15 protein-coding genes and 1 pseudogene are annotated in these 18,650 nt (G+C 56.7%); 8 read left to right on the top strand and 8 right to left on the bottom strand.

Annotation, left to right across the window (positions count from 1 at the left end):
* Positions 1-133 precede the first annotated feature (133 nt).
* Positions 134-571, top strand: coding sequence for a universal stress protein UspA (uspA, locus tag RTU33_RS09475; RefSeq protein ID WP_049848808.1), 438 nt, complete (start codon positions 134-136; stop codon positions 569-571).
* A 106-nt stretch (positions 572-677) separates the two neighbouring features.
* Here the strand turns inward: uspA and rsmJ are convergent, their stop codons facing one another.
* From rsmJ to RTU33_RS09460, 3 genes are all read right to left on the bottom strand, one after another.
* Entirely contained in the window at positions 678-1,430 is a 753-nt protein-coding gene (gene rsmJ, locus RTU33_RS09470; RefSeq protein ID WP_312626875.1) for a 16S rRNA (guanine(1516)-N(2))-methyltransferase RsmJ, read from the bottom strand.
* 7 nt (positions 1,431-1,437) lie between these two features.
* Positions 1,438-3,480 carry an oligopeptidase A gene (gene prlC, locus RTU33_RS09465; protein WP_312626874.1) on the bottom strand — a complete coding sequence of 681 codons (2,043 nt, stop codon included), beginning with the start codon at positions 3,478-3,480 and terminating at the stop codon, positions 1,438-1,440.
* 263 nt (positions 3,481-3,743) lie between these two features.
* The gene (locus tag RTU33_RS09460; RefSeq protein WP_312626873.1) at positions 3,744-5,015 is read right to left on the bottom strand and encodes a phosphatase PAP2 family protein; all 1,272 of its coding nucleotides are present in this window, start codon (positions 5,013-5,015) and stop codon (positions 3,744-3,746) included.
* 157 nt (positions 5,016-5,172) lie between these two features.
* Here RTU33_RS09460 and RTU33_RS09455 point away from each other — a divergent pair, with 157 nt between their 5' ends.
* Together RTU33_RS09455 and gorA are read left to right on the top strand one after the other, a co-directional pair.
* A complete protein-coding gene (locus RTU33_RS09455; protein ID WP_312626872.1) occupies positions 5,173-6,015 on the top strand; it encodes a 23S rRNA (adenine(2030)-N(6))-methyltransferase RlmJ in 843 nt (280 codons plus the stop codon).
* A gap of 70 nt (positions 6,016-6,085) precedes the next feature.
* Positions 6,086-7,438, top strand: a complete 1,353-nt coding sequence (gene gorA, locus RTU33_RS09450; RefSeq protein ID WP_312626871.1) for a glutathione-disulfide reductase — start codon at positions 6,086-6,088, stop codon at positions 7,436-7,438.
* A gap of 72 nt (positions 7,439-7,510) precedes the next feature.
* Here gorA and RTU33_RS09445 read toward each other — a convergent pair whose 3' ends face one another.
* The gene (locus RTU33_RS09445) at positions 7,511-7,909 is read right to left on the bottom strand and encodes a MarR family transcriptional regulator (RefSeq protein WP_312626870.1); all 399 of its coding nucleotides are present in this window, start codon (positions 7,907-7,909) and stop codon (positions 7,511-7,513) included.
* A gap of 441 nt (positions 7,910-8,350) precedes the next feature.
* Between RTU33_RS09445 and RTU33_RS09440 the strand changes: the two genes are divergently transcribed.
* Entirely contained in the window at positions 8,351-10,639 is a 2,289-nt protein-coding gene (locus RTU33_RS09440; protein WP_312626869.1) for an FdhF/YdeP family oxidoreductase, read from the top strand.
* Between the two features lie 7 nt (positions 10,640-10,646).
* On the opposite strand, the pseudogene RTU33_RS09435 reads toward RTU33_RS09440, so the two are convergent.
* A pseudogene (locus tag RTU33_RS09435) lies at positions 10,647-11,183 on the bottom strand (serine hydrolase); the annotation flags it as partial.
* Complete coding sequence (locus tag RTU33_RS09430; RefSeq protein ID WP_312626868.1) at positions 11,171-11,365, bottom strand: hypothetical protein; 195 nt, start codon at positions 11,363-11,365, stop codon at positions 11,171-11,173. The gene RTU33_RS09430 and the pseudogene RTU33_RS09435, both read right to left, overlap by 13 nt.
* Positions 11,366-11,697: 332 nt before the next feature.
* Between RTU33_RS09430 and RTU33_RS09425 the strand changes: the two genes are divergently transcribed.
* Positions 11,698-13,350, top strand: a complete 1,653-nt coding sequence (locus tag RTU33_RS09425) for an alpha,alpha-trehalase (protein WP_312626867.1) — start codon at positions 11,698-11,700, stop codon at positions 13,348-13,350.
* 5 nt (positions 13,351-13,355) lie between these two features.
* Here the strand turns inward: RTU33_RS09425 and RTU33_RS09420 are convergent, their stop codons facing one another.
* Positions 13,356-14,942 (bottom strand): STY4199 family HEPN domain-containing protein, encoded by a 1,587-nt coding sequence (locus RTU33_RS09420; RefSeq protein WP_312626866.1) that lies wholly within the window; start codon positions 14,940-14,942, stop codon positions 13,356-13,358.
* A gap of 142 nt (positions 14,943-15,084) precedes the next feature.
* Between RTU33_RS09420 and RTU33_RS09415 the strand changes: the two genes are divergently transcribed.
* Positions 15,085-15,621, top strand: coding sequence for a GNAT family protein (locus tag RTU33_RS09415; protein WP_312626865.1), 537 nt, complete (start codon positions 15,085-15,087; stop codon positions 15,619-15,621).
* Positions 15,622-15,715: 94 nt separating this feature from the next.
* Here the strand turns inward: RTU33_RS09415 and RTU33_RS09410 are convergent, their stop codons facing one another.
* Positions 15,716-16,474 (bottom strand): SDR family oxidoreductase, encoded by a 759-nt coding sequence (locus tag RTU33_RS09410; RefSeq protein WP_312626864.1) that lies wholly within the window; start codon positions 16,472-16,474, stop codon positions 15,716-15,718.
* A 118-nt stretch (positions 16,475-16,592) separates the two neighbouring features.
* On the opposite strand from RTU33_RS09410, the gene RTU33_RS09405 reads away from it, so the two are divergent.
* Together RTU33_RS09405 and yhjD are read left to right on the top strand one after the other, a co-directional pair.
* A complete protein-coding gene (locus RTU33_RS09405) occupies positions 16,593-17,492 on the top strand; it encodes a LysR family transcriptional regulator (protein ID WP_312626863.1) in 900 nt (299 codons plus the stop codon).
* 81 nt (positions 17,493-17,573) lie between these two features.
* On the top strand, positions 17,574-18,602 hold the full coding sequence (gene yhjD, locus RTU33_RS09400; RefSeq protein ID WP_312626862.1) for an inner membrane protein YhjD: 1,029 nt from the start codon (positions 17,574-17,576) through the stop codon (positions 18,600-18,602).
* Positions 18,603-18,650: the final 48 nt, after the last annotated feature.

Genomic DNA, 18,650 nt, shown 5'->3' with positions numbered 1-18,650 from the left:
CTATCAATAGAGAAACGTGAAAGATTTGTTTAACTGATTGGTGATCAAGGGACATTGACGTTACTTGAGGCTCGTTTTAAGGTTGAGTTGTCTACACTTACAGTCATTAACCACTTAAGGAAGGAGTAACACTATGGCTTACAAACACATTCTTATCGCGGTCGATCTCTCCCCGGAAAGCAAAGTGCTGGTCGACAAAGCAGTCTCCATGGCGCGCCCGTATAACGCGAAAGTTTCCCTGATTCATGTCGATGTGAACTACTCCGATCTCTACACCGGCCTGATTGATGTCAATCTGGGTGATATGCAGAAACGCATTTCTGAAGAAACCCACCATGCGCTGACCGAGCTTTCCACCAATGCAGGCTATCCGATCACCGAAACCCTGAGCGGCAGCGGCGATCTCGGCCAGGTGCTGGTCGATGCCATTAAGAAATACGATATGGATTTGGTCGTTTGCGGTCATCATCAGGATTTCTGGAGCAAGCTGATGTCCTCGGCTCGCCAGCTGATTAACACCGTGCACGTGGATATGCTGATTGTTCCGCTGCGTGATGAAGAAGACGAGTAACTGATAGAGGCCGGTGACGGAGTGCCCGGTGGCGGCTACGCCTTACCGGGCCTGGCAAACAGAGCGAACTGTAGGCCGGGTAAGGCAGAGCCGTTACCCGGCTTTTTTATTCCGGCGTTCCCGGATAAATATCAAACCGGTGCCCCTTGGTGGTCACCGCATTGGCTGTCGCGACGTCCGCCAGCGGCGGCGCATAATCAGGTCGCTTCACCACTACGCGTTTTGTCGCAAGCTCTCGCGCAGGCGCCAGCAGGCCATCGGCATCTAAATCCGGCCCTACCAGCGACTGAAACACCCGCATCTCCTTTTTCACCAGCGCGCTTTTTTGCTTATGCGGGAACATTGGGTCGAGATAGACAACCTGCGGCCGCGGCGTGATGTCGGTGAGCGCGTTCAGGCTGGAGGCATGAATCAGCTGCAGGCGCTGCTGCAGCCAGCCGCCAATTTCCGGGTCGGCGTAGCCACGGGCAAGACCATCATCCAGCAACGCCGCCACAACGGGATTACGTTCCAGCATCCGTACCCGGCAGCCCACTGACGCCAGCACAAACGCATCGCGCCCAAGCCCTGCCGTGGCATCCACCACATCCGGCAGATAGCTGCCCTTAATACCAATCGCTTTCGCAACGGCTTCCCCACGACCGCCGCCGAACTTGCGCCGGTGCGCCATCGCGCCGCCGACAAAATCTACGAAGATGCCGCCGAGCTTTGGCTCATCGCGCTTACGCAGTTCCAGATGGTCCGGCGTGAACACCAGCGCCATCAGGTTTTCGGCATCGTGCTCCAGCCCCCAGCGGGTCGCAAGAACAGATAAGGCGCCATCGCTGGCGCCTGATTCATCCACTAAGCAGATTTTCACGAACGTATTAGCCCTTGATGCCGTAATGCTCAAGCATCGCATCGAGCTGCGGTTCGCGGCCACGGAAGCGTTTGAACAGGGTCATCGGTTCCTCAGAGCCACCGCGGCTCAGGATATTGTCGAGGAACGACTGCCCGGTTTCGCGGTTGAATATCCCCTCTTCTTCGAAGCGCGAGAACGCATCGGCGGCCAGCACATCGGCCCACAGATAGCTGTAGTAACCTGCCGCATAACCACCGGCAAAGATATGGCTGAAGGCGTGCGGGAAGCGGCCCCACGACGGCCCAGGAACGACGGAAACCTGTTTCTTGATTTCTGCCAGGGTGTCGAGAATTTTCGCGCCCTGCGCCGGGTTGAACTCGGCGTGCAGACGGAAATCGAACAGGCCGAACTCCAGCTGGCGCAGAACAAACATCGCCGCCTGGTAGTTTTTCGCCGCCAGCATTTTCTCCAGCAACTCTTGCGGAAGCGGCTCGCCAGTTTCGTAGTGGCCGGAGATAAACGCCAGCGCGTCCGGCTCCCAGCACCAGTTTTCCATAAACTGGCTTGGCAGTTCGACCGCATCCCACGGCACCCCGCTGATGCCAGACACGCCCGCAGTTTCAATGCGGGTCAGCATATGGTGCAGACCGTGACCAAACTCATGGAACAGGGTGATCACTTCATCGTGGGTGAACAGCGCAGGTTTGCCGTTTACCGGACGGTTGAAATTACAGGTGAGATAGGCCACCGGCTTTTGCAAAGTACCGTCTGCTTTGCGCATTTGCCCTACGCAGTCGTCCATCCACGCGCCGCCACGCTTATGCTCACGGGCGTAGAGGTCGAGGTAGAAGCTACCACGCAGCTCGTTCTTGTCATCGTACAGCTCAAAGAAGCGCACTTCCGGGTTCCAGACGTCCACGTCTTTGCGCTCTTTGGCGGTAATACCATAAATGCGCTGAACCACTTCGAACAAGCCGTTAACGGCTTTGTTCTCCGGGAAATACGGGCGAAGTTGTTCATCGCTGATGCTGTATAAATGCTGCTTCTGTTTTTCGCTGTAGTACGCGATATCCCACGGCTGGAGTTCATCCACGCCGAATTCAGCTTTCGCGTAGGCGCGCAGCTGGGCCAGCTCTTTCTCCCCCTGCGGACGGGCACGTTTTGCCAGATCGGTCAGGAAGTCGAGCACCTGCTGGGGGTTTTCCGCCATTTTGGTGGCGAGGGATTTAAAGGCGTAGCTTTCAAAGCCCAGCAGCTGTGCCAGCTCGTGGCGCAGCGCGAGGATCTCTTCCATCACCGGGCTGTTATCCCATTTCCCGGCGTTTGGCCCCTGATCGGAAGCACGAGTGGTGTAAGCGCGATACATCTCTTCACGCAGCGCCTGGTTATCGCAATAGGTCATTACCGGCAGGTAGCTCGGAATGTCCAGCGTCAGCAGGTAACCTCCCTGCTCTTTCGCTTCAGCCTGCGCTTTTGCTGCGGCCAGCGCGCTTTCCGGCATCCCGGCAAGCTCGGCTTCATCAGTCACCAGCTTGTTCCAGCCCATGGTCGCATCAAGCACGTTGTTGCTGTACTGGTTGCCTAACTCAGACAGACGCGCGGCAATTTCACCGTAGCGTTTCTGCTTTTCTTTCGACAGGCCAATCCCGGAAAGCTCAAAGTCGCGCAGCGCGTTATCCACCGCTTTTTTCTGCGCGGTGTTCAGGCTTGCATAGTGGTCGCCATCCCGCAGATCGCGATAAGCCTGATACAGCCCTTCGTGCTGGCCAACCCAGGTGCTGTACTCGGACAGCAGCGGCAGCGTCTGCTCATAGGCTTCGCGCAGCTCCGGGCTGTTTTTAACGGAGTTCAGGTGGCTGACCGGCGAGAAAATACGGCCCAGCACGTCGTCCACTTCCGCCAGCGGCTGGCAGAGGCTTTCCCAACTGTACGGCGCACCCTGCGCCACAACGTTTTCCACCGCCGAGCGGCAGTCATCCAGCGCCTTAGTCACGGCGGGTACCACATGCTCAGGCTGGATTTTCGAAAACGGTGGCAGTTCGAAGGGCTTTAATAATGGATTGGTCATAAGCGCTGTCCTGTTGAAAAACGGTAAATGAGCGCACGTTCCGGCGCTGTCGATATCAATTCAGAATGGGGTTAAGTGTAGAGGATTTCAATGATCAAAGAGACGGAAAGCACTCTCGCTGCGATACGCTACTGACAACACGCCCGGCGGCGCTTCGCTTGCACGGGCCTACTCGCCAGCAACAAGCAACTGTAGATTGTAGGCACGATAAGCGAAGCGCATCGGGCACTGCCGGGTCAGCGTCCCCGCCACCCGGCACGCATTTAACGCATCCGGTACCCCGCCGCGTACGCCGCAGGTAAATCCACGCGCTGCCAGAACTGCTGTTCAGACGTCAGGCCAGAGAGCGGATACCCGGCAGGCAGCGCCGTTTTCACCATCAGCGTGCGTCGTTGTTCTGCTGACAGCTTCGGCAGCGCGCTTTCCAGCAGCACTTCCGCGCCCTGCGGGACCCTCAGCAAAGGGCCCTCTCCTTTTTGCTGCGGCAAATCATACGTCATCGTGAAGCGATAAAAACGCTGCATCGCCGGGTCACGGTACGGATCGTCCTTGCCGTCCTTTTTCGCGCATTCAGCAAGCGAAATACCGCACTCTTTGGCCAGCGCGGCGCGCAGCTGATCGCGTGCCTCATTGAACAGCGCCCTGTATTTTACGTCATTGAGATAAAACGCCACGTTGCTCTGGGCAACCATTCGCGAGCCCATGATATCCAGTGGATAGTGCACGCCCAGCACGATGCGGGAATAGCCGTAGCGCGCCCCGCGTACCACCAGCGCGTCATAGCGCTCCGGCAGCATCTGCGCCAGCAGCAGCGCATCGGTCACACCGGTGTTGGTGTGCCCGCTCGGGAACGAGCCGCCGCCAGCGGTATAGGGCTTATTGTCTTTCACCACGGTATCGTCCGGTACCAGGTGAATCGTATTCCCCTGCGCGAGGAAAGGTCGCGCGTAGTTAAAGTGTTTTTTTGCCGCGCCGGTACTCACTTCACTGGCCTTGATAAGCGCTGCCGCTTTGCTCAGTTCACCTTTGTCATAGGCCGCGAGAAACGCTTTGCCCAGGCTCGGTCCCAGCGCATCGCTGAGGAAATAGAGATAGCTAATCCCTTCCGCATCGGCCAGCGCCTGATGCCTTGTGGCGGCGAGTGCATCGCGATTAATTTCAGTCACCGTTTGCAGGCTGGCGGCAAGCGTTGAGTCAGGTAGCGAGCTGAACGCTGAAAGCAGCGCAATACCGGCCTGCTGGCGGGCTTTAGTCTGGAAATCGTAGCCGCTGGCCTTGAGCCAGGCGATATCCGCCTGCGTGGCGGATTGCTTCGCCTTCTCCAGTTCATCGCGACTTAACTCAGATGCACTGCCCTTCAGCGCATTACGCAGGGCCGCAAGCGACTGACTTTCCAGCGCATCGAACGCCTGGCTGTTGGCCGCAGGCGTCACGGAGGCGGCAAGCTGCGCGGCAGCGTCTGGCGTCATCTCTTTTGCCAGTGCGGGCAGGGAGAGCAACATCGTCAGAGCCAAAAACGAGTAACGTGATTTCATATTTTTATCCTGGATTCAATCGATTACCCGACGCTAGCGCATCCATTTGACACCTTTATGACAGCCCCGCTCGCCCCCGCCTTCAGCATCAGCGGTAATCCACCGCAATCTGCGGTAAACTGTCGGCATCGTTTATTATTTCGGAACATCCGCCTCCATGCTCAGTTATCGCCACAGCTTCCACGCCGGCAACCATGCCGACGTCCTCAAACACACCGTCCAGAGCCTGATCATTGAATCGCTGAAAGAGAAAGAAAAACCGTTTCTCTATCTCGATACCCACGCGGGCGCCGGGCGTTATCAGCTGAGCAGCGAGCACGCCGAGCGCACTGGCGAATACATGGAAGGCATCGCCCGCATCTGGCAGCAGGACGATTTACCGGCTGAATTAGAGCCGTACATCGGCGTGGTACAGCACTTCAACCGCAGCGGCCAGCTGCGCTACTACCCGGGTTCACCGCTGATTGCGCGTCAGCTGATGCGCGAGCAGGACAGCCTGGAACTGACCGAACTGCACCCGAGCGACTTCCCGCTGCTGCGCTCTGAGTTCCAGAAAGACGATCGCGCCCGCGTGGCAAAAGCCGATGGCTATCAGCAGCTGAAAGCTAAGCTGCCGCCAGCTTCGCGCCGCGGCCTGATTCTGATCGACCCGCCGTATGAGATGAAAACCGACTATCAGGCGGTGGTCTCCGGCATCAGCGAAGGTTACAAGCGCTTCGCCACCGGCACCTATGCGCTGTGGTACCCGGTCGTTCTGCGTGCGCAAATCAAACGCATGATCAAAGATCTCGAAGCCACCGGCATTCGCCGCATCCTGCAAATTGAACTGGCGGTGCGTCCGGACAGCGACCAGCGTGGCATGACCGCTTCGGGCATGATTGTCATCAACCCGCCGTGGAAGCTCGAACAGCAGATGAACAACGTGCTGCCGTGGCTGCACAAAAAGCTGGTGCCGGCCGGCACGGGTCACGCCACCGTCAGCTGGATTGTGCCGGAGTAATCGCAACCATCGGTGGAACCTATGGATTCCAGGTATACAATCGCGGCAATCAACGATTAAGGAAGAAGCTATGACTAAGCATTATGACTACATCGCCATCGGCGGCGGCAGCGGCGGTATCGCCTCAATCAACCGTGCGGCCATGTACGGCCAGAAGTGTGCGCTGATTGAAGCCAAAGAGCTCGGCGGCACCTGCGTAAACGTTGGCTGCGTACCGAAAAAGGTGATGTGGCATGCCGCGCAGATCCGCGAAGCCATCCATATGTATGGCCCGGACTACGGCTTCGATACCACCCTTAATCACTTCGACTGGAACAAGCTGGTCTCCAGCCGCAGCGCCTATATCGACCGCATCCACACCTCGTACGACACCGTGCTGGGTAAAAACAAAGTGGACGTGATCAAAGGCTTCGCTCGTTTCGTGGATGCTAAAACCATCGAAGTAAACGGTGAAACCCTGACCGCAGACCATATCCTGATCGCCACCGGCGGCCGTCCGAGCCACCCGGACATTCCGGGCGTGGAACACGGTATCGACTCTGATGGCTTCTTCGAGCTGCCTGCTCTGCCAAAACGCGTTGCCGTCGTTGGCGCAGGCTATATCGCCGTCGAACTGGCGGGGGTGATCAACGGTCTGGGCGCGGAAACGCACCTGTTCGTGCGTAAGCATGCGCCGCTGCGCAGCTTCGATCCTCTGATTGTCGAAACGCTGGTTGAGGTGATGAACGCCGAAGGTCCGCAGCTGCACACCCATGCGGTGCCGAAATCCGTGGTGAAAAACGCCGACGGCAGCCTGACGCTGACCCTGGAAGACGGCAAAACGTTTGAAGTCGATTGCCTGATCTGGGCGATTGGCCGCGAGCCGGAAACCAACAACTTCAACCTCGGCGTCACCAGCGTGAAAACCAACGACAAAGGCTACATTATTGTCGATAAGTTCCAGAACACCAGCGTGCCGGGTATCTACGCCGTGGGCGATAACACCGGTGCGGTGGAATTGACTCCGGTAGCGGTTGCCGCTGGCCGTCGCCTGTCCGAGCGCCTGTTTAACAACAAGCCGGACGAGCATCTCGACTACAGCAATATCCCGACCGTCGTGTTCAGCCACCCGCCAATTGGCACCGTGGGTCTGACCGAACCGCAGGCGCGCGAGCAGTATGGCGATGACGCCGTGAAGGTTTATAAATCTTCCTTCACCGCGATGTATACCGCCGTGACCTCTCACCGCCAGCCGTGCCGTATGAAGCTGGTGTGCGTGGGCCCGGAAGAGAAAATCGTCGGCATTCATGGAATCGGCTTTGGCATGGATGAGATCCTGCAGGGCTTCGCCGTAGCACTCAAAATGGGTGCAACCAAGAAAGACTTCGACAACACCGTGGCGATCCACCCGACCGCAGCGGAAGAGTTTGTGACGATGCGTTAAGTTGCGCATCTCCTGGAGTCAAAAAGGCCAGCGTCAGCTGGCTTTTTTATTGCTGATGACCCTGCACCGCCTTCACTCAGAGTGAAAACGGGCCATTAATTCAGAAAGAAGTGGCCCGACCCGACGCAGTTCATCCAGATGCGCTGAGCTCAGCGCTGACAGTAGCTTCTCTGCCTGTTCCGTCAGCCCCAACGCCATTTTTCGCTGATCTTCCGCACAATCGATACGGTAAATCAGATTGAGCTCTTCCAGGCGCTTTACCAGCCCGGACGTACTGTGCGGCTGTAAAATAAGCCTTTCCGCCAAAAGACCAATGGTCATTTTCCCGGCCTCGGCCCCTTTAATCGCCAGCAGCGCCTGATGCTGCTGCGGGGTCAGGCCAGCCTGTTTTGCTTCCCTTTCACTGAACGCCAGAAACTGTCTTAAGGTGGCCCGGAAGTCCGCCAGCGCGACATAGTCCGTTTCTGTCATTTCCCGTTTTCCCATATTTAACTCACCGTAACGTTGATTTTATATCGCATTGCGATATAAATTACTTTCCTCTGGCACAGTCATGGCCTGAAAATGAACTTCCCCAACCCCGAATTGTAAGCCTGCAAGCCAAAGAGTCTACCTCCGGTTGGGTATAACAGAAATGCTGCCATTTCTGCATTAAGGATTTATTTGTGATGAATAAAACCGACCCTATTTTGTCGGAATCCTTATTAGTTAGTTTGTTATTTCTGACACATGCAGTGAATTGTATCCGGATGTAATCATCCGGACGCCAGAATTATAAATCATCGTGACTCACATGGCTGAAGATATCCCCTCTTCGGCAAGGCTTTCTGCGCCCAAATATCGGTGGACGGTTATTTCCTTTGCCCTAATCCCGGCGCGGCAAGGGCTTATTACTCTTAGGTGGTAAAATAAATGAAAGAAAATAAACAACGTCTTAGTCATTATGACGGCGCTGCCGGCGGTTGGGGTGCGGTTATCGCCTGTGCCACTCAGGTAATAAGCCAGAAAGCCCCCGTCAGAGACACCATTGCCCTCTTTAAAATGAACCAGGTGAAGGGGTTTGACTGCCCCGGATGCGCCTGGCCCGATCCGGACCATCGCTCGCCTATGGAGCTGTGCGAAAATGGCGTGAAAGCCGTCTCGTGGGAAACCACCAGCAAAAAAGTAACACCTGAATTTTTTGCAGCTCATCCGGTGCAGGCGCTCTGGAAACAAAGCGATTATGAGCTTGAGCAACACGGACGCCTGACGCATCCGATGAAGTACGACATTACCACCGACACCTGGCAGCCCATCGACTGGGAAACGGCTTTTAACGAAATTGGCAAGACGCTGCGCCAGCTTCAGCCGGAACAGGTTGAATTTTATACCTCCGGGCGCACCTCCAACGAAGCCGCGTTCCTCTACCAGCTCTTTGCCCGCGAATACGGCACCAACAATTTTCCCGACTGTTCCAACATGTGCCATAGCCCTACCGGCAAGGGATTAGGCGAGTCAATCGGCATCGGCAAAGGCACGGTTGAGCTAAGCGACTTTGAAGCCGCCGATCTGGTGATTTGCGTGGGCCACAACCCCGGCACCAATCACCCTCGTATGCTGGCAACGCTGCGTGAAGTGGCACGGCGAGGCGGGAAAATTGTCTCGGTGAATCCCCTGCGTGAACGCGGCCTCGAGCGTTTCAGCTTCCCGCAGTCCCCTACCGATATGCTGCTTGGCGGGTCAACGGAGATTTCCAATGACCATTTCCAGATCCGTATCGGTGGCGATGCCTGGTTCTTCCGCGGCGTAATGAAAGCAATGATAGAGCATGACGATGAGAGCCAGAAAAATGGAACGCCGGCGATTATCGATCATGGATTTATCGCCGCCCAGACCCTCGGCTATGAAGCACTCCGTGAGAGCATCGATGCGCTGGAGTGGTCACAAATCGAGTCAGGCGCGGGCGTAACCCGGGAAGAGATCGTCCATTTTGCGGAGATCTACACCGCTCACCAAAAAGTGATTGTCTGCTATGGCCTTGGGATCACCCAGCATCGCAACGGCACGCAAAATGTTCAGCAGCTGATTAATCTGCTGCTGTTACGCGGCAATATGGGCCGGGAAGGCGCAGGGATTTGTCCGCTGCGCGGCCACTCCAACGTGCAGGGCGACCGAAGCGTCGGCATCAATGAAGAGCCGAGTGAAGATTTTAACCTCAGCCTGGAAAAGCATTTCGGGATTAAAGTACCGCGCAAGCACGGCCATTCGTCAGTGGACAGCATCCGGGCCTTTGAACGTGGAGACTCGCGCGCGCTGATCTGCATGGGCGGCAACCTTGCGGTCGCGATGCCCGATCCGCTGCGTACCTTCCCGGCAATCCGTAAGCTCGAGCTTCAGGTCCATGTGGCGACCAAGCTCAACCGCTCACATCTGCTGGCCGCCAAAAACAGCTATCTGCTGCCGGCGCTGGGGCGCACGGAACGCGACATACAGCAGGCGGGCATTCAGTCGGTGACAGTGGAAGATTCCATGAGCATGGTCCACGCCTCTACCGGCTCCCTGAAGCCAGCCTCTCCATGGCTAATGTCCGAACCGGCGATTGTCGCGGGCCTTGCCAAAGCCACGCTGCCGCAGAGCCCGATTAACTGGAAAGCGCTGTCAGGCGATTATCGTCTGATTCGCAACGCTATTGAGGCAGTGATCCCCGAGTTTTATGACTACAATCAGCGCATTGAAGCACCCGGCGGCTTCCGTCTGGATAACCCGGCTTCACGCGGTGAATATCGCACCGCGACAGGGAAAGCCATGTTTATTCCGTGTACCACGGAAGCCATTGATGACCAGGGATTACCTCCGGGGCACCTGGTACTGGCCACCATCCGCAGTCACGACCAGTACAACACAACCATCTACGGAATGAACGACCGCTACCGTGGCGTTACCGGTCGACGGGATGTGGTTTTCCTCAGCGCCAATGAGGCTCGTGTACGCGGGCTCAAACAAGGGGATGTCGTCAATGTGGCGGCCTTAAACGAAAAAGGTGAAATCAGCGAAGAGCGTACGCTGCCTGACCAGACCGTGCATATTGTCTCCATGGCGGTGGGCTCCATAGCGGCTTATCTTCCTGAAGCCAATATTTTGCTCTCGCTGGATGCGGTGGATGAGCAAAGCATGACGCCAGCTTATAAAAGCGTACCGGTACTAATAACGAAGAAAAATTAGGCGATTATCAGGGCACAAGATGTTTGAGCATCGCGTGCCCAACGTAATTACTCCAGTTAAAGCCGTTCTGTAAAACCACCACCGCGTTCTGGTTGGCCTTATCAAAACCGATATAGCTGGAATAACCGCCGATATAACCGACCTGATAAGTGATTTTTTGTTGCCCGTAGGTGTCGGTTATCCAGGCAATATTGGCGGCTTCTTTTTCGCGTGGGAAATAATCGACGGTGACATCGCGGAAGGCTTTATTGAGTGTCGCATCTTTCGTCGGCGAGAAATGAGCCCGGGTATATTCAATCAGATCGCGCGCATCGCTATAAAGACTCGCCGCACCAACCATATTATTGCTGAACTGCCAGTCCGGGGTTAACGCACCGCGAGGAATGAACTTCGGCTGATCTCCGGCGTGCCCCAATGCCCGCAGCGGGAAGGCGCGCAGGGTTTCGGGGCGAAAACTGGCATTCCTCATGCCGAGCGGCTGGAAGACCTTTTGCGCGGCTAACGCGTCTATGGATTGCCCGGTCTGATATTTCAGAAGGTAGCCGGGCCGTTGTGCTCAATCACCGTCACCACCATCCCGGACACCTGTTTGCTGCGCATATATTCGCCAACAAGTTCGTCAACGGACAGCGCCCGGCCATTTTGCGCAAGCTGCTTCACTTCACTGGAAGGCATGTTCATTTGCGACAGCGTGCCGGAGCAGCCGGAGAGCAAAACGCACGTCATCAGCCCAGGGAGTAATAACCCTTTCAATGCGAACCTTCCCGTTGAGTCAAAGGCATCATGTGCGCTGGTCTGTGGAGGGCAGACCTTATCGATATTCACGCTTTGTTGCAAAGTGAAAGCTCTGAAAGTGAGAGGGCGGCTTTTCGCAACCGTTTCACCGATTTTTTCTTAAAAAACGGCGCGTTATCGGAAACAAGTGCTGAGAAAAAAAGCACATAAACGTGACTAAGAGCACGCTTTTCCCTCCTGAGACCGAAGCGAATGACTACGCTTAATTAAGCACCAATATTATGGCACCTTAGTTTTGACGTTATCCGGAGGTTTTTATCGCTATGCTCAACCAGAAATTACGTAACCCGGACACCGACGAAGTGCAGGCCATCGAGCCTGAGCTCAGCTATCTCACGGATCCGTGCGAGTTAAAACTGGATGACATATCCGAGGTCGAGCCCGAACCGGAGATGATAGAGGGGATGCCCGCCTCCGATGCGCTGACGCCCGCCGACCGTTACCTTGAGCTGTTTGAACGCGTGCAGAAAGCGCGGATCTTCACTGACAGCAAAACCTTCCCCGACTGCGCGCCGAAAATGGATCCGCTGGACGTTCTGATCCGCTTTCGCCAACGGAAACGCCAGCCCGGTTTTGATCTGCGGGCGTTTGTTGAGGAGCATTTCTGGCTGCCGGCGACGGACGGCGATCTGTACGTCTCCAATCCCAACAGCACGCTGAAAGAGCACATCGACACGCTCTGGTCAGTGCTGACCCGAGAGCCGCAGGATCATATTCCGTGGTCTTCCCTGCTGGCGCTGCCCCAGGCCTATATCGTCCCGGGCGGACGCTTCAGCGAAACCTATTACTGGGATTCCTACTTCACCATGCTCGGACTGGCGGAAAGCGGCCGCGAAGATCTGCTTAAGTGCATGGCAGATAACTTCGCCTGGATGATCGAGCGCTACGGTCATATTCCTAACGGAAACCGTACTTACTATCTCAGCCGCTCGCAGCCACCGGTGTTTGCCCTGATGGTGGAGCTGTTTGAAGAGGACGGCGTGCGCGGGGCGAAGCGGTATCTGGACCACCTGAAGATGGAGTATGAGTTCTGGATGGACGGAGCAGGTAACCTGCTACCGAACCAGGCCTGGCGCCACGTGGTGCGCATGCCGGACGGCTCGCTGCTTAACCGCTACTGGGACGACCGCGACACGCCGCGCGACGAGTCCTGGGCTGAGGACGTTGAAACCGCCCGCCATTCTGGTCGCCCACCGAACGAGGTCTATCGCGATCTCCGTGCAGGTGCGGAATCCGGCTGGGACTACTCCTCCCGCTGGCTACGCGACAGCACAAGGCTTGCCAGTATCCGCACCACGCAGTTCATTCCCATCGATCTGAACGCGTTTTTGTTCAAGCTTGAAAATACGATTGCCAACATTTCCGGTGCGAAAGGCGACCGTGAAACCGAGGCGGAATTCCGCCATAAGGCCAGCGAGCGCCGGGCGGCGGTGACCCGCTATCTGTGGGATGACGAGCAAGGCTGCTATCGTGATTACGACTGGCGGCGCGAACAATTAGGGCTGTTCTCTGCTGCCAGCGTGGTGCCGCTGTATGTCGGCATGGCGACGCATGAGCAGGCCGATAAGCTGGATACAGCAGTGCGCACGCGCCTGCTGACGCAGGGCGGGATCCTCGCCACCGAGTACGAGAGCGGCGAACAGTGGGATTTCCCCAACGGCTGGGCGCCGCTGCAGTGGATGGCCATTCAGGGCTTTAAGCTCTACGGCAACGACGCTTTAGGCAATGAGATTGCCCGCAGCTGGCTGACCACCGTGAACCATTTTTATCAGCGCCATCATAAGCTGATTGAGAAATATCACATCGCCAGCAGCACGCCCCGCGAAGGGGGCGGTGGGGAATACCCGCTGCAGGACGGCTTCGGCTGGACCAACGGCGTGGTGCGCCGCCTGATGGGCCTCTATGGCGAACCGTGAGTGAATTAATCAATCGCATCGTAAATGGCTGACTGTATGCTCAGCCATTTTTTATGCTGCGCATCCGGCGTCGCATCGGCGCGCAGCTTTGCCTGAGACACGTTATAGCGCTGGCGCTCCACCACTGCGGGCGTCGCGCAGAAGGCCTGCAAATACGATTTGCGCACAGAAGTGAGCGGTTCGCCGCTCGCCATAGCGTGACCGAGCGTGTTGATAAACCGGCGGCAGGGCTTCGGTTCATCCATCTGCAGGCGATAGCGCAGCAGCAGCTCCAGCACTTCATCGTAGCGGAAAGACTGCGCCTGTTCCGTCCATGCCAGCTGCCACGTCATTCCACCCTGTAAAAACAGCGTTGTGACTCGCGTATCATTGCGATCGATGGCCGAACGCAGGCTGTTCACATCCCAGGTAATGCCCATATTCGCCAGCTTTTCACGCTGCGACGGCGTTTCCCGTTCCGGGGCATCTACCAAAGATTCGCTGGCCTGCGCTGCCTGTTCTACAGGGGCGGTACTGTTAAACAGCCACAGCGCGGCAAACGCCATTCCCAGCATCGCCACGCCGACCGCCCCCCACAGTACAGTGGAAATCATCTGGTGCCGCTCTTGCGGGTTTCGCACCTGACTTTTTTTCGGCGGCTCGATGCTTTCACGCACCGGCTGGTTGTCGCCGCCCAGGGCACGGTCACGGCTGCGTGCATTCTCCCAGAAATGATTGAGCTCATTGCTGTCGACCGCCATAAAGGCCATCGGATTGACCCGCGTTCTGCCCTGTTCAAACGCATGCAGAACCGGGCCGGTAATCTGATGCAGGTAATTGTCGATCAGCGCCATTTCCGTGGTGGTCAGCGGGCGCCGGGCGAGAATGGCGTTGCGCATCACCCGGCAATCTTCCAGAAACGCATGCAGCGTAACGCGCTGCTCAGCAAACAACGTCAGCGCAGCGGCAGAATTAAACAAAGGCGAGTAGTGGCGGGCAAACGCCTTTTTATCCACGATGAGCAGGGCAAGCTCGCTGAACAACATCCCGGAGAGGATATCCCCGGTATCACCGTTTGCCAGCCAGCGCCGCACGCTGTCCGCGCCAAATTGCAGCTTCAGCGAGTCATTCAGCCTCATCGCATCGGGAAAGGCCTGGCCGATAAGCGCCTTCAGCGTCAGGGTCATCGCCCGCATCTGCCGCTGGGCCTGCTCCTGACGGTCGCTACCGTCTTCACCCGGCAGCGAGGGAAACGTCAGAAGAGGCTGCTGCTGGCGCACAAACTCCAGCGCCGCCACGAACCGTAGCGCAGCAATCAGCTGGTTGTCCGTCACCGCCTGTCCGCGCTCATAAACCGGCACGATTTGCTGCAAATGGCGCAGCTGCAGGGTGAAATCGCTGATTTGGGCGTCGTTGAGGTTGAGCCGTCGGGCCACGTTTGCCCAGCCGCCGAGGTTCAGGCGCGCCTGTTCAAGCTGCTCCAGAAACCAGCGCGGATCCTTTGCCTCCGCGCCATGGACGTTAAGCAGCGACAGAATCTCAGTGGCCGCCTGACGAATCACGCCCAGGCAGTGTTCAAACTGATCACCAGAGTAGTGCGATGCCGTGTGCATCTGTTTTCCTTCTCAAGGCTTAAGGTATCCCTGCCAGATACAGGGTTTTATTTTTATTTTTAGACGGTTACAAAGTAGCTTACCGCACAACAGGCAGGGCTAATCCGCCTATAAACCGATAAAAAGCCCCGGAGTAAACACGATGATAATCCTCACCACGCCACGGCTACGCTGTGAAATGTTGAAAGAAGCGGACTGGCCTTTCTTTCTGTCGCTTTATCAGGACAGAGTGGTGATGCGCAAGGTCATGGACGCACTAAGCGAAGCGGAGATTCGCGAGGCCTTTGACGTGCGCCTTACGCCCTGGTCGCCAGGAGCAGAGCACTGGCTTTGCCTGATAGTGCGTGACGCCGGCACCCACGAGCCGCTGGGATTAACGGGTTTTATTCAGCGCGAGAGAACCATGGCGGAGATTGGTTTTCTCTTTGCGCCTGGCGCGCAGGGTAAAGGTTACGCCACCGAGTCGCTGCGGGCGGTGTGTGATTATGCCTTTAGTGAAGGTGACTTCAGACGGCTGACGGCGACCGTCACAGCCGGAAATTGGGCATCGCGCCGGGTGCTGGAGAAAATGGGTTTTGTGCTGGAAGGCGAGCTGCGTGAGAGCTACTGGCTCAGCGGGGAATGGCACAATGACTGGCTGATGGGGTTATTACGGCGCGAATATTTCCCCTCACCCTAACCCTCTCCCCAAAGGGGCGAGGGAACCGATTCCTGCGGCCTTTGATTTTCTCCCTCTCCCTTTTAGGGAGAGGGACGGGGTGAGGGTAAGTTAATTAAAGGAACATCCCGCCGGAGACTTCAATACGCTGGGCGTTCATCCAGCCCAGTTCATCGCTCAGCAGCGCCGCAATCGCTCCGCCGATATCATCCGGCAGGCCCGTGCGACCAAGCGCTGTTTGCGCAGCAATATGCTGATTCATCTCGGCGTTATCCCGCACGCGGCCGCCGCCGAAGTCCGTCTCAATTGCGCCTGGCGCGATAATGTTGACCGAAATACCGCGCGCGCCCAGCTCTTTGGCCTGATAGCGCGTCAGCACTTCCATCGCCCCTTTCATTGAGGCGTAGGCCGCAAAGCCCGGCAGAGCAAAACGAGCCAGCCCGGAAGAGACGTTCAGGATACGGCCGCCGTCCTGAATCATCGGCAGCAGGCGCTGGGTGAGGAAGAACGGACCTTTGAAATGGATATTCATCAACTCATCAAACACCGCTTCGCTGGTCTCGGCGAAGGAGCCGTACAGACCGATGCCCGCATTGTTTACTAAATAATCAAACGTGCTGCGCTGCCAGGTGTGCTGTAGCTGCTGCTGCACCTGTTCAGCAAATTTTTCGAAACTTGCGCTATCGGCAACGTTCAGCTGCAATGCCGCCGCTTTCACGCCAAATTGTTCGATTTCAGCGACAACTTTTTGTGCTTCCTGCTGATTACTGTTGTACGTCAGCAGAACATGAATTCCTTTCGCCGCCAGCTTCAGCGCCGCATTTTTCCCCAGACCGCGGCTGCCGCCGGTGATTAAAGCAATACGTTGTGTCATAACCAACCTCATTTCAGACAGGTGAACAGTGAGAAGAAGCTTATTAGGTGATGTATAATCAATAAAGAGAGCAAAATACGTTTCATTGTTTCACTGATAACAACAAAAGGCGTTTGCTTTGGATAAAATACACGCAATGCAACTGTTCATTCGCGTTGCGGAGCTGGAGAGTTTTTCCCGCGCTGCGGATACGCTGGGCCTGCCAAAGGGTAGCGTATCGCGTCAGGTTCAGGCGCTGGAAAACCTGCTCGGGATCCGCCTGCTGCACCGCACAACGCGCCGCGTCCAGCTCACGCAGGACGGCATGGTCTATTACGAGCGGGCAAAAGATTTGCTGAGCAACCTCGACGAACTTGACGGTATGTTCCAGCACGACCCCACCAGCATCAGCGGACGACTGCGCGTGGACATGCCCGTTGGCGTTGCGCGAAATTTAGTCATTCCCAAACTGCCCGCTTTTTTACAGCAGTATCCGGGCATCGAACTGGAGCTCAGCAGCAGCGACCGCCTGGTGGATGTGATTCGGGAAGGATTCGACTGCGTGGTGCGGGTGGGCATACTAAAAGATTCCGGATTAGTGGCACGCCCCATTGGCAAACTGACCGTCGTCAACTGCGCCAGCCCCGATTATCTGGCGCGTTTTGGTTATCCGGAAACGCTTGACGATCTGGCAAGCCACGCGCTGGTCCATTACTCCACCAACCTGGGCGTACGCCCGCAGGGTTTTGAAATCAGCGTGGACAATCAAACGCGCTGGCTGAAAACAGGCGGCATACTGACGGTGAACAGCACCGAAACCTATCACGCGGCCTGCCTGGCGGGGCTGGGAATTATTCAGGTCCCGCGCATCGGTGTGAAAGAAGCGTTGCGCAGCGGCAAGCTGGTGGAGATTCTGTCGCAGCACCGCGCTGAGCCGATGCCGGTCTCGCTGATTTATCCGCACCGCCGCAACCTTTCTCGCCGCGTTCATCTGTTTATGGAGTGGCTGACGGAGATCCTCAAAAGCTACGTGGACTGACATCCGTGAGCTTTCAGAAAATGATCAGCACCTCATCGGCTATAATTTCATTTTGTTGTAAAAGAAAGGAATACGCACCTGATGACGCCGGATAACGACGCAAAACGCCCCACGCAGGATCTTGATTACGATCCCGTCAGGAAAATGGACACCGAAGAGCCCGTTGATAGCGGCCTCAAACAGCGTGCCGCCGGTGCGCTGAACAAAGCGACGGGCACCGCGCAAAAAGTACAGCGCCAGCCCATTATTGCTCACCTGATTCGCGCCGCAGAACGCTTCAACGACAGGCTTGGCAACCAGTTTGGTGCAGCCATCACCTACTTTTCTTTCCTGTCGATGATTCCGATTCTGATGGTGTCCTTTGCCGCAGGCGGGTTTATTCTCGCCTCACACCCGACGCTGCTTCAGGACATCTTCGACAAGATCCTGACTAACGTCAGCGACCCGACGCTCGCTGCAACCCTGAAAAACACCATCAACACCGCCGTGCAGCAGCGTACCACCGTCGGCATCGTCGGCCTGCTGGTGGCGCTCTACTCCGGGATTAACTGGATGGGCAACCTGCGCGAGGCTATCCGCGCCCAGTCGCGCGATGTCTGGGAGCGTACGCCCCAGGACCAGGAAAAAATCTGGGTGAAGTACTTCCGCGATTTCATCTCATTGATTGGTCTGCTGGTGGCGCTGATCGTCACGCTCTCGATCACCTCCATTTCCGGGGCAGCCCAGCAGATGATCATCTCGGCGCTCTATCTCGACTACATTGAGTGGCTGAAGCCCGCCTGGCGGTTGATTGGCCTGGCTATCTCTATTTTCGCCAACTATCTGCTGTTCTTCTGGATATTCTGGCGTCTGCCTCGCCACCGCCCGCGCAAAAAGGCGCTGATTCGCGGGACGTTTATTGCGGCAATCGGCTTTGAGGTGATCAAAATCATCATGACCTGGACGCTGCCCGCGCTGGTCAAGTCACCGTCTGGCGCGGCCTTTGGCTCAGTACTGGGGCTGATGGCGTTCTTTTATTTCTTCGCCCGCCTGACGCTATTCTGCGCCGCCTGGATTGCTACCGCCGAATACAAAGACGACCCGCGAATGCCGGGCAAAACCCATCGCTGAACCTCACATTGGGGTGAAATTTCACCCCAATGCACCTTATTAGCAGAT

The organism is Scandinavium sp. (assembly GCF_032012665.1).
Taxonomy (GTDB): domain Bacteria; phylum Pseudomonadota; class Gammaproteobacteria; order Enterobacterales; family Enterobacteriaceae; genus Scandinavium.
The sequence above is the reverse complement of the archived record's forward strand: the minus strand, read 5'-3'. Positions and strand labels throughout refer to the sequence as shown.